Here is a 15596-nt window from a genome sequence, read left to right as displayed (position 1 = left end):
ATGCGAACTCCGACAACGACTAAAAAGATGAAAATGCGATGACGCCACAGTGGAACGACAGCGAGATGGCGATCGACGCGAACAATGCCGATGTTCTGAGCGCGCTCGAAAGCGAGGCGCTGGATCACGTCCGACGCCTGATGTCGGACTCCGCGACTCTGGAAACGCTCGAGGCCGCCGAGCTCTGGGAGAGGTCGAGCCCGGCGCGCGCCGAGGCGATGTCGCTGGCGCGTCGCCTGTGGAGCGGCCTCGGTCCGGTTGGGCGAGACATTCTGGAGCGAGACAGGGAGCTTTTCGCCTCCGAACGTCAGCGATCGGCGCAGTATCGTGCGAGTCGGCGGGCTTTGCTCGGCGGAGCGGCGGCGGCCGGCGCCGTGATCGCCGGATATGCGGCGATCCGCCCACCTTTCGATTTATGGCCTTCTATTTCCGAGCTGCGGGCCGACTACCGAACCGAAACCGGCGAACAGCGGCAAGTCGCGCTGGGCGACGGGCTCACGGCCGCCTTGAATACGCGGACCAGCATTGCGATGCATCCCGCGGGCGACGAACAAGATCGCGTCGAGCTCGTCACGGGCGAAGCGGTCATCAGCGCCACGAGCGAGTCGCGTCGCGTCCATGTCCTTCGCGTCGGCGACGGGCGGATCGATTTTCAGGACGCCAGCGTCAATGTTCGTTTCGACGGCCACGCCGCCTGCGCGATCACTTGTCTGCGCGGCTCTGTCCGTGTGGCGCGGCGTGGCGCTGTGGCGGAGCTTCAGTACGACAGGCTCGTGGCCTATAGCGACGGCGGCCTCAGTCCGACGCGACCGGCCGACGCGAATGTCGCGACCGCATGGCGGCAGGGGCTGCTGATCTTTCATCAAGCGCCGCTGTCGCAGGTCATAGCGGAGATCAATCGCTATCGGCGTGGCCGAATCGTCTTGTTGAACGCGCCGCTTGGCCGCCGCACGGTCAACGCCCGATTCGGCATCGACGGCGTTGACGATATTCTGCTTCTGGCGCAGCGGGAGTTCGGCGCCGTCGTCAGGTCGTTGCCGGGAGGCGTCGTCGTTCTGACGTGACCGGGCGATCAGCGCGGGCACTCTCGATGAGGTCAAGAACTATTTTTTGCTCCGTCGATAATTTTTCACTTCTTCATCGCGGGTCGACGTTCGTCGTGCAGGCAGAGAACCCCCCGCTCAGGCGCGAGAGGTTCGTTCGACCGATTTTCGGTCGACCTGGAGTAGACGCTCATGCTTCACCCCGCCGCCCGTTCGTTCCGCTCCCGGCCCTCGCTTGATCGCGCGCTTCTCGCCGGCGTCAGCGCTCTGTCGCTGCTGACCTCTCCGCATGACGCGGAGGCGCGGCCGCTCGGACGCGCGGGTGTGGTCTCGGCGCCCACGACGGCGGTGGCCGACGCGCTGGCGGGGGCGGCGCAGGCGACTAAGATCGCCAAACAGGCACAGTCGTCGCTGACGCGGGCGGCGCAGGCGATTCAGGCCATGCAGGCCGCGCAGGCCGCCGCCCGCGCCGCCGCGCAAGCCGCCACGGCCGTCGTGCCGAACGGCCTGCAACCGGGCGGGCTCGTCGTCGATCCGCGCGTCCACTTCACGAACGGAGTCAGCACGACGTCGGGCCTCTGGTCCAATATCAGCGCGCCGGTCGAGACCGTCGACCCGGCCGGTCACGACACAGTGACCCTCACGCAGAGCGCGCAGCGGGCGATCGCCACCTGGGAGTCGTTCAATGTCGGAAAGGACACGACGGTCCATTTCGACCAGAGCGCCGGCAATTCCGCCAATGGAAACAGCTGGGTGGTGCTCAACCGCATCGACGCCACCGGCAGGCCGAGCCAGATCTTCGGCCAGATCAAGGCCGAGGGCACGGTGCTGATCATCAACCCGAACGGCATCATCTTCACCGGCTCCAGCCAGATCGACGTGCATACGCTGATCGCCGCGGCGATGGACCTCAACAGCTTTACCGGCACGGCCAACGGCGCCTTCAAGTCGAGCGGGGACGCGTATGTGCCGCTGACGGTGGATGGGCTCGTGCAGACGACGGAGAATGGCGCGCTGATCCTGGCGCCGTCGGACGAGGCCAATGCCAACACGACGTTCTTGAACAACGGTCTGTTCGTCAATAGCGCCTTTCAGACCGTCGTCGACGGCAGCTTGGCGTCCACCGGCGCCTCGGCGCTGTTCTCGGCCGCGCTCATTCCCGGGCAGAGCAATATCGGTGTCGAGGTCGAGGCGGGCGCGCGCATCGTGACCGATATCAGCGGCAGCGACAACGGCGGCTTCGTCGCGCTGCTGGGTCCGCGGGTGACCAACGCCGGCTCGATCACCACGTCGGCGGGCGAGATCATCCTGGCGGCGGGCGCGAGCGTGCAGATCGCCGAGCCGGCGTCGAACTCGACCCAGACGTTCTACTCGGTACGGGCCGGCGCCGGCATCAGCGGAGAGCTGCTCTATACGCCGCCGTCGGTGAGCGACGGTTCGCTCGTGCTCAACGACGTGGGCGGGATGCTGATTTCCCAGCGCGGCAATGTCACATTGAGCGGCGACGCGGTCGAGCAGCTCGGGCTGGCGGAGGCGACCACCAGCATCACGCGGGCGGGATCGATCACCATCGCGGCGAACGGGGCGGAGACGTCCAACCAGGTGCTGTTCGGCACAGAGAGCCTTACGACGATCCTGCCAGAGGAGAACGGCGAGACCATCCTGTCGGATTCCGCCTCGCTCGCCGGCTTCGTGGGGCCGCGCATCGATATCTCCGCACCCTATGTCGATTTCCAGTCGGGCTCGTTCGTCTATGCGCCGTCGGCGACGATGACGCTGACGGGCGCGGGCCTCGGCAATCAACCCGACGGCTCGGCGGCGCTGCCGGTGGGCCGGGTGCTGATGGAGGCGGGCAGCACCATCGACCTGTCCGGGCTGGCGGCCGACCGCTCGGTTTCCGACTACCTCTACACATTCAAGGTGACGGCGAACGACGTCGCCGACACGCCGCTGGCGCAGAGTCTGATAGGCCAGACGGTGACAATCGACCTGAGCCTCACCGGCACCAGGGCCGATGGCGAGACTTGGGTCGGCTCGCCGCTGTTTGCCTCCTCGGGCGCGGGCTATCTGGGCAACGTCCCGCAGGGTATAGACCAGCTCCTGACCAAGGGCGGCTCGCTGACCATCGGCGGCGGCTACAGCGTCGGCAACGGCGCAGCGTCGGCGGGCTTCGTGGATGTCGCGCAGGCCCAGGGATCGACGATCAACGTCTCCGGCGGCCTGATCCAATATACCGGCGCCCACGTCACGACCACGCAGCTGGTCGGCTCGGACGGGCGACGCTACGACATCGGCAGCGCCGATCCGTTCATCTCCTATGTGGGCGTCGCCGGGCAATTCATCGTCGACCATTCGAGGTGGGGCGTCACCGAGACTTACACCAATCGTCTGATCAGCGGCGGCTATAACAAGGCCGGCTACGTCGATGGCGTCAGCGCCGGCAGCATCTCCGTCACAGCGGTGAACCCGATTATCGAAGGCGATCTCGTCGGCGACATCGTCATCGGCGCGCAACAGCGCCAGCTCGCGCAAGTCGGGACGGGGACAGGCGGCGCGCAGGCCACGCCCACCCAACTGCCGAATGGAGCCTCGCTCGCCATCACGATGGCAGCGAGCAGCTACGGCTTGCATGATGCGGTGATCCTCGACGCCTCGGCATCCAATGTGCTGGGATCGGACATCACGCTCGCTTCGTCATTGTCGCTGCCGACCAATGCGGACGGGGTGTCCGTGTTGACCTACGCGACAGACCGGCTCTCGGCCTTCGGCCTCGGCTCGATCACCATCAACGGCGCCGACACGCTCGCCATGACGGAACAGGCGAGCCTGTCGGTACTGGCTGGCGGCAGCATCAAGCTGGCGAATGTCACAGCGATCGACGGCGCGCTCACCGCCCATGGCGGCAGCATCAGCATCAGCGGCGCGACCATCTCCAGCGCCGTTGCGCGTTCGCCGGGCACGCTTCCTGCGACGGGCGTGGTCGGTGCGTTGACCATCGGCGGCAATGCCCTGCTCGACGTCAGCGGGCAGTGGATCAACGACGCCGGCAATTACAGCGATTTCACAGGCGCCCTCTACATCAATGGCGGCAGCGTCAGCCTGAGCACCACGAATCTGAGCAATGGGGTCTCTTACGACCCCAACACCATGGTCGTCACGGCGACGGATTACAGCCCGTCGATCGTGCTGCAGCGCGGCAGCGTGATCGACGTCTCCAGCGGCGGCTATGTCGGCGCCAACGGCAAGATTGCAACGGGCTCCGACGGCCTGCCCAAGGGCAAGGGCGGCAATCTGACGCTCCTGACATATAACGGCGAGTGGTACGGCAGCACAGGCGTTGCTCAAGACACTTATTATGCTTTCAGCGGCGGCTACTGGGCGCCGCAGACAGCGACCAACGCCAACGTCATAATGGACGGGACGATCTATGCGACTGGTCTGTCGCAGGGGGGACCTTCACTCTGCAGGCGCCGGAGATCATCATCGACGGCAACGCGACGCAGGTCGCATCGATCACCTCGGGCGATCAGGCCGGCACGGTGGTGCTGCCGACCTCCTTCTTCACCGACAGCGGGTTCGGGAGCTTCAAGCTCACCAGCACCTATGGCGGCACGACCGTCGCCGCGGGCGCCACGCTCGACTTGAAGCAGCAGACTTACCTTGCCGCATCGCTCAGCAGCCTGCCGGCGACGGGGGCGCTCCTGCGCGATGTCGCGGCTGTCGGCTACGCCGCCGACGGACTGCGCCACGCCGTCGATTTGGCGCTGACGGAAAGCGCCTACAACTGGGGCGTTGCGGGCGACCGCAGCGCGACGGCACAGCTGCTGATCGACGACGGGGCCAGCATCATCGCCGATCCTGGAGCGAACATTACCCTGACCGCCGGCGGGCCGGCGATTGTGCTCGGCAGCATCATCGCGCACGGCGGCAGCATCAGCGTCAACCAGGGTTTCGCCCCGTCAACTCCGCTCGCTCATGATGGGTTGCCGCAATATATATGGATCGGCGATCACGCGGTGCTCGACGTCTCCGGCGCCTTCGCGCCCAATCCGCTCATAACTTCCTACGCCACCGGCACGGTGCTTTCCGGCGGCTCCATCACATTTGGCCCGAATGGAAGCGCGGCCTCGGGCGTCTTTGTCGCCGAACAGGGCTCGGTCTTCGACATTTCCGGCGCCAGCGCAACGATCGAGGCGCCCACTGCGAACGGCCTCGGCGGAGAGCGCTACGGCGCCGAGCAAGTGTGGAGCAACGGCGGCAGCCTGACGCTCACAGGGACGGGTTATTTTGCCGGCACGATCGATGCGGCAGGCGGGGCACCGCAGGCGGCCGGCGGCACGCTGCTCATCGGCTCTTCCATCGATACTGTGGTCGTGGCCCAAAGCGGCAACGTCGCTGCAGCGTTCGCGGGTGTCGATCCGAGAACGGGGGTCAATATCGCATCACTCGTGGCCGCCAGCGGCGCCAACATCACAGCCGACACGATCAACACCGCCCACAGCGGCCTCGACACGGCGTCGTTCACCGGCCAACTCTACTTCAGCGGCGATGTCCATCTGAAACTCGCCGGCTCGATCCTGATCGACAATTCCTCCAACGGCACGACCACGCTGCTGCCGACGGGGGTCGTCGACACCTCCTACGCGGCATCATGCGCGTCTTCCGACAGTTGCATCCCCTCCATTGGCGCCACCAACGTGACGCTGGAGGCGGGCTATATCCGACTCGCCGACAGCAACGCGTCTATCGCCGGCGGCGTATACCCGCCGAACCCGCCGAAGCTCGCCGACGGCACGCTGACGCTCAATGCCGCGCAGCAGATCGATCTTGTCGGCGTGCTTGCGGTCGACTACGTGAGCACCGTCAATCTCGTGTCCAGCGGCGATATCCGCCTCATCGGCACGAACGACTTCAGCCGGTTTGCCGCTACAGACGGCGCATCAGCCATAGCCGTCAGCGACGGCTATGGCGGCATGCCGTATGCCGGCGGCCTCTTGGTGGCCGACAATCTCAACCTCACGGCGCGCACGATCTATCCGACGACCGACACGGCCTACCTGCTGATGTCACTGAGCCTGGCGCCGGCGGACGCCGCCGGAGTTCACAACACTATCGCGATCGCCTCCAACGGCGCGGCCCCGGTGGCGCCGCTCTCAGCTGGGGGTGCGATCATCGTCGACGCCCGCACGATCGTGCAGGGCGGCGCGCTCTACGCCCCGCTCGGCGCCATTCAGCTCGGCTTCGGCGCCGGGCAGACACTGCCTTCCATCTTCATCGACGGGCCGACGAACAATTCCTACAACCCGGTCGAGGTGGGGACCTACTATGTTGGTCTCTATGGCTCGACGATCGCCACGGTTGCGACCGAAAGCGTCACGCTGGCTCCGGGCAGCGTCACCTCGGTGTCGGCCAATGGCCTCTCGATCCCCTACGGCTCCACGACAGACGGGGCAAACTGGACCGACAACGGCACGGTCCTCAACGGCCCGCCGGAGAAGCTCATCGCGCTCGGCGGCTCCAGGGTCGACACGCAGGCGGGCGCCATCATCGATGGCCGCGGTGGCGGCGACATCTACGCCACCGAGTTCGTGCCCGGCACCGGCGGCTCGCGCAACGTGCTGACGACTTCGACACAGACCGTCTACGCTCTGGCGCCAGGATACTCATCGGCGCTGGCCCCGTACGATCCGAGCTTCACCACCGAGGTCGCCGCGGGTATGACCGTCACGCTGCCGGGCGGCAACGGCATCCCGGCCGGCGCCTACACGCTGCTGCCTGCGGAATATGCGACGCTGCCCGGCGCCTATCGCGTGGTGGTCGTCTCGACCAACGCCAGTCCCTATACGAAGACGACGACCACCGCCGACGGCTCGGTGTACATGACTGGCGTGCTCGGCAACGCCATCAATGGCTCGTCGTCGGCGCAGACGGCGCTGTTGCAGATCCAGTCGAACAGCGTGTGGACCCGGTACTCTCAAATCGACATTGCCAAGGGCTCGAGCTACTTCACCGCGCTGGCGGCGAGCAAGGACACGGCGACGCCGCGGCTTGCCGAGGATGCGGCCCGTTTCGTGGTGTCGGCCGCCACCTCGCTGGCGCTCAACGGCGCCAACCTGTTTGGTCCGGCGAAGGGCGGTCTTGGAGGTGAGCTCGACATCACCGGCGTCAACCTCGTCGTGGCGGCGAGCGACCTGCGCGGGGGGCTGCTGGCCAGCGGCGACTATAGCGGCTACCTCGTGCTCGACGCCGACATGCTGAGCGGCCTCGGCATCGAAAGCACCCTCATCGGCGGATATCGCAGCAACACCAGCGAAGGCACGCTGATCACCGCCACGGCGCTCAACCTCGAGATCGCCACCGATGCCGGGCATCCGCTGACAGGACCCGAGGTGCTGCTCACCTCGCTGGCGCCCACGAGCGCCGATTCGAGCGTGCGCGGCCTCATCGTCGACGATGGCAGCGTCATCATGGCGAGCGGGACTGTCAGCGGCACGAACGCCGGCGCGCTCGTTATCGGCGTCGATCCGGTCGCCATCTACAATTATTGGGACGGCAGCCTCAATAGCTGGAACGCCGGCGTGAGCGGCGACGGGGCATTGCTGCGCGTGTCCAACGGCGGCATGGTCGATGTCATCCGCCACTTCGTGCCCGGCATCTACCAAGCGCCCGCGACGACGCCGGCGCCGACGCCGCCCATGTCTTCCGTCGCGCGCGGCAATCTTGCGATCGGCAACAATGTCACGCTCTCCGGCAACTCGTTGACGGTCGATTCGAGCGGCGACACCACGCTCTCCGCCAGCGCCAGGCTCATCGCCAAGAACTACGACCTCTCGGGAAGCGTCATCAACCTCGGCGGCGGCTCGAGCGGCCTCGTGTTGACGAGCGGCCTCATCGGCAAGTTCGCGGGCGCCGAGACCGTGCGCCTGCGCTCGGACTCGGTGTTCAACCTCTACGGCTCGAACAGCTTCGGCAATGCCGCCGACGCAATCGACACGCTGACGCTGGACGGCGCCGGCCTCTACAGCGATGGCGGCGCCACCACCATCACGGCGAGCAACATCGTCATCGTCGACAACCAGAGCGTCGCCAACCTCGCCGGGGCCGACACTGGCGGATCGGGTGGCAGCCTGGTCCTCGACGCCAGCGGGACGATCACCTTGGGCGCTGGCGACAAGAAGCTGTCTGGCTTTGCCGGCATCGCCGCCACGGCGGCGTCCGAGATCCTGTTCACCGGCGCCGGCAGCCTCGACGCCGCGGGAGCGGCTGTCTCATTGACGGCCCCGCTCGTCCTCGTCGGCGCCTCCGCCTCCCAGTCGCTCACCACCACGGGCGCCCTGACGCTGGCGCAGGGGGCCGGCGCCGCTGCGACCATCGACCCGACGATCGGCGGCGCGCTGAGCCTCACCGGCGGCTCCATCGACGTCAGCGGCACGCTCATCGCCCAGGGCGGCAAGCTCTCTCTGGAGGCGACAAGGGGCGATCTCACGCTCTCCGGCAATGCGCTGCTGTCGGCCGCCGGCACGCGCATCACGATCGGCGACCTCATCCAGGACACGCCGGCGGGATCGATCTATCTCTACGCCGACTTCGGCGACATGACGGTCGGGTCCGGCGTCACGGTCGATGTCTCCGGCGCCGGCTCGGGCTATGCCGGCTCGCTGGCGATCTATGCCGGCGGCGCGGCCGGGCTTCACGGCGCGCTAAAGGGCGGGGCGCGCTACAGCGACCTCGGCGGCGAGCTGGCCCTCATCGCCGACCGGCTCGACGGCGGCCTGCCGCTCGAGGCCGGCTTCACGCGCAGCTTCGAGGTTAGCTTGGGGCACGGAGATATCGTTATCGCCGCCGGCGAGACGCTCAAATCCGAGACCGTGCTCTTGGTCGCCAATACCGGCGGCGTCACAGTCGACGGCGCCATCGACGCCAGCTCGGCCTCCGGCGGCAGCATTGGTCTCTATGGCGCCGGCGCCTCGACCGCGGCGGCGGGCACGGCGGCCGCCTCGGGCGTCACCATCGGCGCCGACGCCAAGCTCTACGCGCGCTATCAGGCGCCCGATCCGAACAGCCCCGGCTATGGCGACGGGACATCGACCAATGTGCAGCGCGGCGGGACGATCACGCTCGGCACGACAGGAACGCCGAACGGCACGGTGAACGCCACCTATGGTTATCAGAACGTGCCGGGATCGGGCGCCGTCACGGTGGCGTCGGGGGCAATCTTCGACGTTTCGGGCGGCGCTGGCGGCGTCGACATCGACAACACCGGCGGCAGCGTCGTCATCCGCGCACCGATCTTGACCAATGGCGCGATCAACGTCGCCTTCAACGGCGCCGTCGTCACCAACGCCAAGGGCGACGGCACGGCGAGCGGCGACGGCCTCGTCGCCAACGCCTTCGCGGTGTGGAGCACCACCGACAGCTCTACCGACCTCGACAAGCACTTCGACGGCATCATCGATCCGGCCGGCTTCTTCGATGCGTCCGGCGCGCAGATCGTCTTCGCCGACAACGGCCTCTATCCGACCTCGACCGCCGACGCGCCAGCGAGCGGCGCCTACGCGCCGCATGTCGCCTTCTATCAGACGACGCTGCTGAATTTCGTCAACGCGCCGTTCGACGCCAATGCGGTGGCCGCGAGCTTCGCCGGCGCGACACTGCAAGTCGGATCCAACGTCGCGACCGCGCTGCCGACGGCCGAGCTGCACCTGCGCCCCGAGATCGACCTCGTCAATCCGTCGACCGCGATCAACTCCGGCAATATCACCGTCGCCTCCAACTGGAACTTCGGCGCCGGCAGCATCGACGATTCCGGCAACGTCAATCTGCTCTACCGCACCACCAACGGCGGTGAGCCCGGCACGCTCACCCTGCGCGCCGTCAACAACGTCGCCATCAATGCCACTATTACGGATGGATTCTTCACGGATTATGTTGCTAGTAATGCGGTAGATGATGCTGCATTACAGTACGAAGCCGAGGTTAATTCAAATACTTACCTGGCCTACCTCGCCCTGTTCACGAACAACGCGTTGCAATATGACTCGAGCGGCATCAGCAACCTCATCTCTATCTATGGACAGACTTGGGCCCAATGGTTCGGAGTGAATATCTCCCCCCCACCCTCGACCTCTGCTGCGAGCGCCGAGTTTTATGGCATATCAAGCAATACGTACAATGCGTTGCAGTTCAAACTGCAGAAGCCATCCATATTGAGTTGCGCCGGTGGGGCGTGCTCCACTGAAGTCATCGACCAATATAACCAATACTACGCCGAATATGTGAGCATGTTCAACTCGTATGCGGCCGAGACCGTAATCGGGAACACGAGCGCAGTCGCCAACTATGGAGTGGAGGGCGGCGCATACCTGTCCATGCCCTTCTATATTCAGCTGCTGACGGCGCTCGGTCGCACTGTAGATCAAGCTGCGATCACAGTTCCCACCGCGCCGACCACGAGCAGCAGCTACTACAGCATCGGCTCCGGATTGCAGCTCAGCCTGGAGTCGCAGACCGGTTTCACGACCGCGTCCGGCGCCGATTACGCATCGCAATGGGCCGCGTATTTCTTCAACGTCTTGAACACGAACTTGATTTTTGTTGGCGGGAAATTCACGGAACTGCCGACGCTTTCGTCGGCTCCCGGCGCGGATACGAGGAGCGGCTCTATTCTCATCGCTGCGACGCCGCCTCACGCGCCGCCCGCCTATACGAGCATTCAGGCTGGCTACGTATCGTCTCTCACCACCAATCCGGCCGTTCCCGCCGATCTCATCGCCAATAATCCGGCGATCTACAGCGTGGGCGATGTCGCCGTCTACAACACCACCTCCTCCGCCAATCTGATGACGGCGGCGGTGAGCGGCAAAGGCAGCTTCTCCTATGATTTCGTCGGCGGCGCACTGTTCAACGCCGATGGGGCGTCGTCGGTCAATCCGAATGCCGTGGCGCAACTCTCGTCGCTTTCCCCGACGGTCACCGGCGACGTCACCATCGACGGGCACACGTCCTACATCAATCCCTTGAACAACTTGACCGTCGTTGTTCCCAGCCTGCTGCGCACCGGGACCGGCTCGATCACCATCGCAGCGGCTGGCGATTTCGCGCTGCTGGACGAGGTCTCGCCCGGCGCGGTCTATACGGCCGGCCACGTCGCCGACAACGCCGACGGCTTCACAGCGCCGACGCTGGGCGCAACGACTATCAGCAGCGGGCTTCTGACGACGCCGGTCTGGGCGACGGACGGCGGCGACATCATCGTGACCGCCGGGCGCGACATCATCGGCATCGAGACACCGGTCGATCCGACTGGTAGCCAGTTCAGTGCGTTCGATACGGGTTCGATCGGCGTCTCCACTGGTCAGTTCTGGAGCGCCTGGTACTACGTCAACGGCAAGTCGACCGGCAGCTCGACGGCCCCCTTCGATCCCTCGGCCGGCGGCGAGCAGTATTCGAGCTGGATCAACTACGGAACCTTCTTCCAGGGCTTCGGCGCTCTCGGCGGCGGCAACATCACATTGAATGCCGGGCGCAACGTGCAGGATGTCTCCGCCTCTCTGCCCGAGACCATCCAAGTGTCCGGCGGGCAAACGGCCGGTGGGGCGGCCGCGACCGCACACTATTACGGTGGCGGAAACTTGCTTGTCGAAGCCGGCAACGACGTGCTCTCGGGCCTCTATTATGTCGGCCGCGGCACGGGCCGCATCCACGCCGGCGGCGACGTGGCCGCGGACGCGACGCTGCATGAAACGATCTATTACTCCGACCTCGTTTCCAATTATGGGCAACCGGCGGTCCGTTATACTCAGTGGGTTTATGACGATCAGGGAGGGGCGACCGCGGTGGTGGTCTCGACGCCGGAGATCTCGGTGCCCCTGTTGCTCGCGGCGCAGGACAGCCAGATCGGTGTGCAGGCGGCGGGTGATATCACGCTCGGCGGCATATTCGAGCCGACGGCGCTTCCCGTCGAAGTGAGCAAGAACGTCGTGCGTGACACCGCTACTCAAGATGGGGCGGCCCAAACCCTGACCGCGCATATCGGCGCCGTTTTCAACAGCTACGGCGCGAACAGCGGCGTGTCCCTGCTGAGCAGCGTCGGCTCGATCAGCGTCGGTGAGAATGCATTGAATACATTGTTCATGCATTCCCCGACGACGTATTTTGGCGCCGAATCGGCAGCATCGGGAGGCGCCTCGGCGAGCCTCTCCGCTACGGCCTTGACCGGCGATATCGGCATCACGTCCGGCATCTCCCTTTATCAATCTGCGACCAGCGAGCTGAGCCTCGTCGCTAACGGCTCGATCACGGTCAATGACGGTGGCGGCGTGACGATGAGCGACGGCAACTCCGCGCTCGGCAGCCCCGCCGCCGCGCTTACGGCGCCGCTGCACGCCGGCGACGACGAGCCGGTGATCATCTACGCCGGCAAGGACATCAACGGCGGCAGCTACACGCTTTTGAAGAAGGCGCGCATGTGGGCGGGGCGCGACATCCTCAATGTCGTCTTCACCGGCATGAACACGTCGGACGACGACATCACCAGCATCATCGCCGGTCGCGATATTCTCGCCACGCTGCAGCCCGACGTCCTGGACAAGACGCGTCGGTCGGGGCGCAGCATCTTCACGCTATATGGCCCGGGCGATTTCGTCATCGAAGCCGGCCGCAACCTCGGCCCGTTCAGCACCTATGACGCTGCCTCCATCGCGGACTATCCGGAGGTCTACGGTGGCGGCATCTTTGCCATCGGCAACGGATCCAACAAGAGCACCAGCAGCCAAACCAGCCTCGTCAAGGACTACTTGCCGCGGGAAGGCGCCGACATCACGCTGCGCTACGGCGTCGCCGGCGGTGTCGACTATGCCGCCGCCATTGCCAAATATGGCGATGCGGCCGCCGCGGCCGCAAGCGGCATCGACATCGCCTCCAGCATTGTCCCGCAGGTGGAGAAGCTGCTCACTGATCTCATCATCGAGCAGGCCAAAGCCGCGGGCGTCGCCAATCCGGTGGTGAACGTGACGCTGACCCCGGCCGAGGCTGCGGATCTGTTCGCCGCGCTGCCGACGCTCGCCATCAACGGCAAGCTGACGGCGCTGGCGGAGAAGGCCGGCCTCTCTGGCCTATCCTTCAACCTGCTGCCGTCGCAATTCGTCGCCCTGCTGCAGCAACAGGAGGCGATGAAGCTCGCCATCGACCGCGGCTTCCTCGCGCTGCTGACCCAAGTCAGCATCGATTACAACAATGCGTCGAGCCCCTATTACCGCCATTACGCCCGCGCCTATGAGGCGATCGCCACGCTGTTCCCGGCCTCCCTCGGCTATACCGACAACTCCGGCGGCGGCACCGGCGTGGTCCCGGAACTCGCGCACACCGGCGATCTGCGCATGGCGCGCACGCTGGTCGAAACACAGACCGGCGGCGACATCGAGATCCTGGGCCCCGGCGGCAACGCCTATGTCGGGTCCAACAGCGCCGATAATTTGACGCCGGCCCAGCAGGGCATCCTCACTTTGCAGGGCGGCTCGATCCGCACTTATACCGATGACAGCGCGCTGATCTATCAGAGCCGCATCTTCACCGAGCAGGGCGGCAACGTGGAGATGTTTTCGGCCAACGGCGACCTCAACGCCGGCAAGGGGCCGAAGAGTTCGGCGGCCTACCCGCCTCTGAAGCTGATCTGCGACGTCGACGGCTATTGCCCCGTTAGTCCGGCAGGACTCGTCACCGGCGCCGGCATCGGCGCGCTGCTCACTGTGGCGAGCCAGGATCCGACGAAGAGCAATGTGGTGCTGACCGCGCCGCATGGAACGGTGGATGCGGGCGCGGCCGGCGTTCGCGTCGCCGGCAATCTCAACATCGTCGCGGCGCGAGTGGTCAACGCCTTCAACATTCAGGTGCAGGGAAACGCCTCCGGCTTGACGGCGGCTCCTTCCGGTCCGAGCGCCGGCACATTGATCACGGCCTCCAACGCCGCCTCCGCCTTGACCAAGGCGATCGACGGGCCGCGGGCCGGCGCCGGACCATCGGATGCGCCGTCGATCGTCACAGTCGAGGTAATCGGCTATGGTGGGGGCGAGGGCGACGCGCCGACCGCTCCGCGGGACGAGAAGCGAGAGCGCCGAAGCGAGCAGCAGCCGACCTACAATGCGGCCAGCGCCTTTCAGATCGTTGGCGTCGGCGCGCTTTCGGAAAAGCAGAAGCGAAAATTTTCCGAGTCGGAACAAAGCAGGCTGACGCGATGACCTGTTCGATTTCGGCGGTTTTGTCGCGAATTTTTTTCTCGCGGGCCGGTATGGGCTGTGATCGCAGGCGGAATAGCGCGATGACCGATTTCAAAGGCGGCCATTTTGAACGCGACGTGATCCTGCGGGGCGTCCAGCGATATGTGGCCTACCGGTGAGCTATCGTCAGCTCGAGGAAATGATGGAAGAGGGAGGCGTCGAAGTCGATCATTCGACGCTGACATGGCTCACGCCGCGAGGGCGTAGAACTGCTGGGCTGGACGCAATTCGCCCCTGGTGCGCAACTGGTCCTTTCGGATCATCTGGCTCGATTGATGACAGGCCCTAATCAAGAGTTGGGGCCTCCGGCAGTCCCGGCGCGGTTCGCCCGTTCGCCGCACCGAGCCTCCATTTCCGCGAAGAGTCGCTCGATCCACTCGATCACGAGCTTGATGCGCGCGAGATGCTTCAAATCGGATCGAACCAATAGCCAGAGCTCTCGCGTGAGGACGGGTTCGGCTCCACTGAGCCGAACGAGCCCGTCGTCATGGTCGCCGACGCAGAGCGGCATGAGCGAGCGACCCAAGCCGGCGCGCACGGCATTCATCGCGAGATCGGAGTCGTTGACGATCAAGCCCGGGCCGAGGTCCGGCTCCTGCTTCACGGCCTCGGCGAGCCAGCGCGCGAGCGGCAGAGCGGAAAGGCTCTCCTCGTAAGTGACCCATGGCAGCTTGCCCGTCGCCGGTCCGGCCGCTCCGAAGACCCCGTACGGCAGTTCACAAATGCGGCGCGCGACGAGGCGATAGTCCTGCTCGGGTCGAGCGAAGCGCACGGCGATGTCGATCTCCCTATTGCCGAGATCCAAATTTCTAGGCTCGGAGACCAAGTGCAACTGTAATTGAGGGTGGGCTCGCACAAATTGTGGGAGCGCCGGCATCAAGATCCGATTCATGATCAGAGCCACCGAAGTCAAACGGACCTTGCCTGCCGCCCTGTCATCGAGGCCTGTCGCGACGCTTTTGATGCCGCAGACGCTCATCTCGATCTGCTCGGCGTGCCGGAGAACCTCCTGACCCATCTCCGTGAGCAGCAACTGCCCATTGGCGCGCTCGAACAGCCGCGAGCCCAAAGCTCGCTCGACGCGGGCCACGCGCCGCGCGATCGTCGTTTCGTCGACGTGCAACTGCCGCGCCGCCTGTGCCAAGCGACCAGTCCGTGACACGACAATGATATAGCGTAGATCGTCCCAATTCAGATTCTGCATTTTTGCAGACTCCTCCTGCAAAATCACTTCTGGCAAGGCAAATTTGTCGGTGCTAGCTTGCTCGCGGTCAAGGTG

The 15596-nt window shown here is 65.4% G+C and carries 4 protein-coding genes and 1 pseudogene; 3 read left to right on the top strand and 2 right to left on the bottom strand.

What is annotated here, in order from left to right; all coding sequences use genetic code 11:
- Positions 1-38: 38 nt before the first annotated feature.
- The 3 genes from CQW49_RS22320 (at position 39) to CQW49_RS22310 (ending at position 14278) form a co-directional block, all read left to right on the top strand.
- On the top strand, positions 39-1064 hold the full coding sequence (locus CQW49_RS22320; RefSeq protein WP_003615215.1) for a FecR family protein: 1026 nt from the start codon (positions 39-41) through the stop codon (positions 1062-1064).
- Positions 1065-1235: 171 nt separating this feature from the next.
- Positions 1236-4688, top strand: a complete 3453-nt coding sequence (locus tag CQW49_RS22315) for a two-partner secretion domain-containing protein (protein ID WP_099831942.1) — start codon at positions 1236-1238, stop codon at positions 4686-4688.
- 1328 nt (positions 4689-6016) lie between these two features.
- Complete coding sequence (locus CQW49_RS22310; protein ID WP_420845628.1) at positions 6017-14278, top strand: filamentous haemagglutinin family protein; 8262 nt, start codon at positions 6017-6019, stop codon at positions 14276-14278.
- A 227-nt stretch (positions 14279-14505) separates the two neighbouring features.
- Here the strand turns inward: CQW49_RS22310 and CQW49_RS26405 are convergent.
- Positions 14506-14580, bottom strand: a pseudogene (locus CQW49_RS26405) (IS6 family transposase); the annotation flags it as partial.
- Positions 14581-14606: 26 nt separating this feature from the next.
- A complete protein-coding gene (locus CQW49_RS22295; RefSeq protein WP_003612400.1) occupies positions 14607-15521 on the bottom strand; it encodes a LysR family transcriptional regulator in 915 nt (304 codons plus the stop codon).
- Positions 15522-15596 lie beyond the last annotated feature (75 nt).

Origin of the sequence: Methylosinus trichosporium OB3b, assembly GCF_002752655.1 — a bacterium.
GTDB classification, from domain to species: domain Bacteria; phylum Pseudomonadota; class Alphaproteobacteria; order Rhizobiales; family Beijerinckiaceae; genus Methylosinus; species Methylosinus trichosporium.
This window is presented reverse-complemented; position numbering and strand designations above follow the sequence as displayed.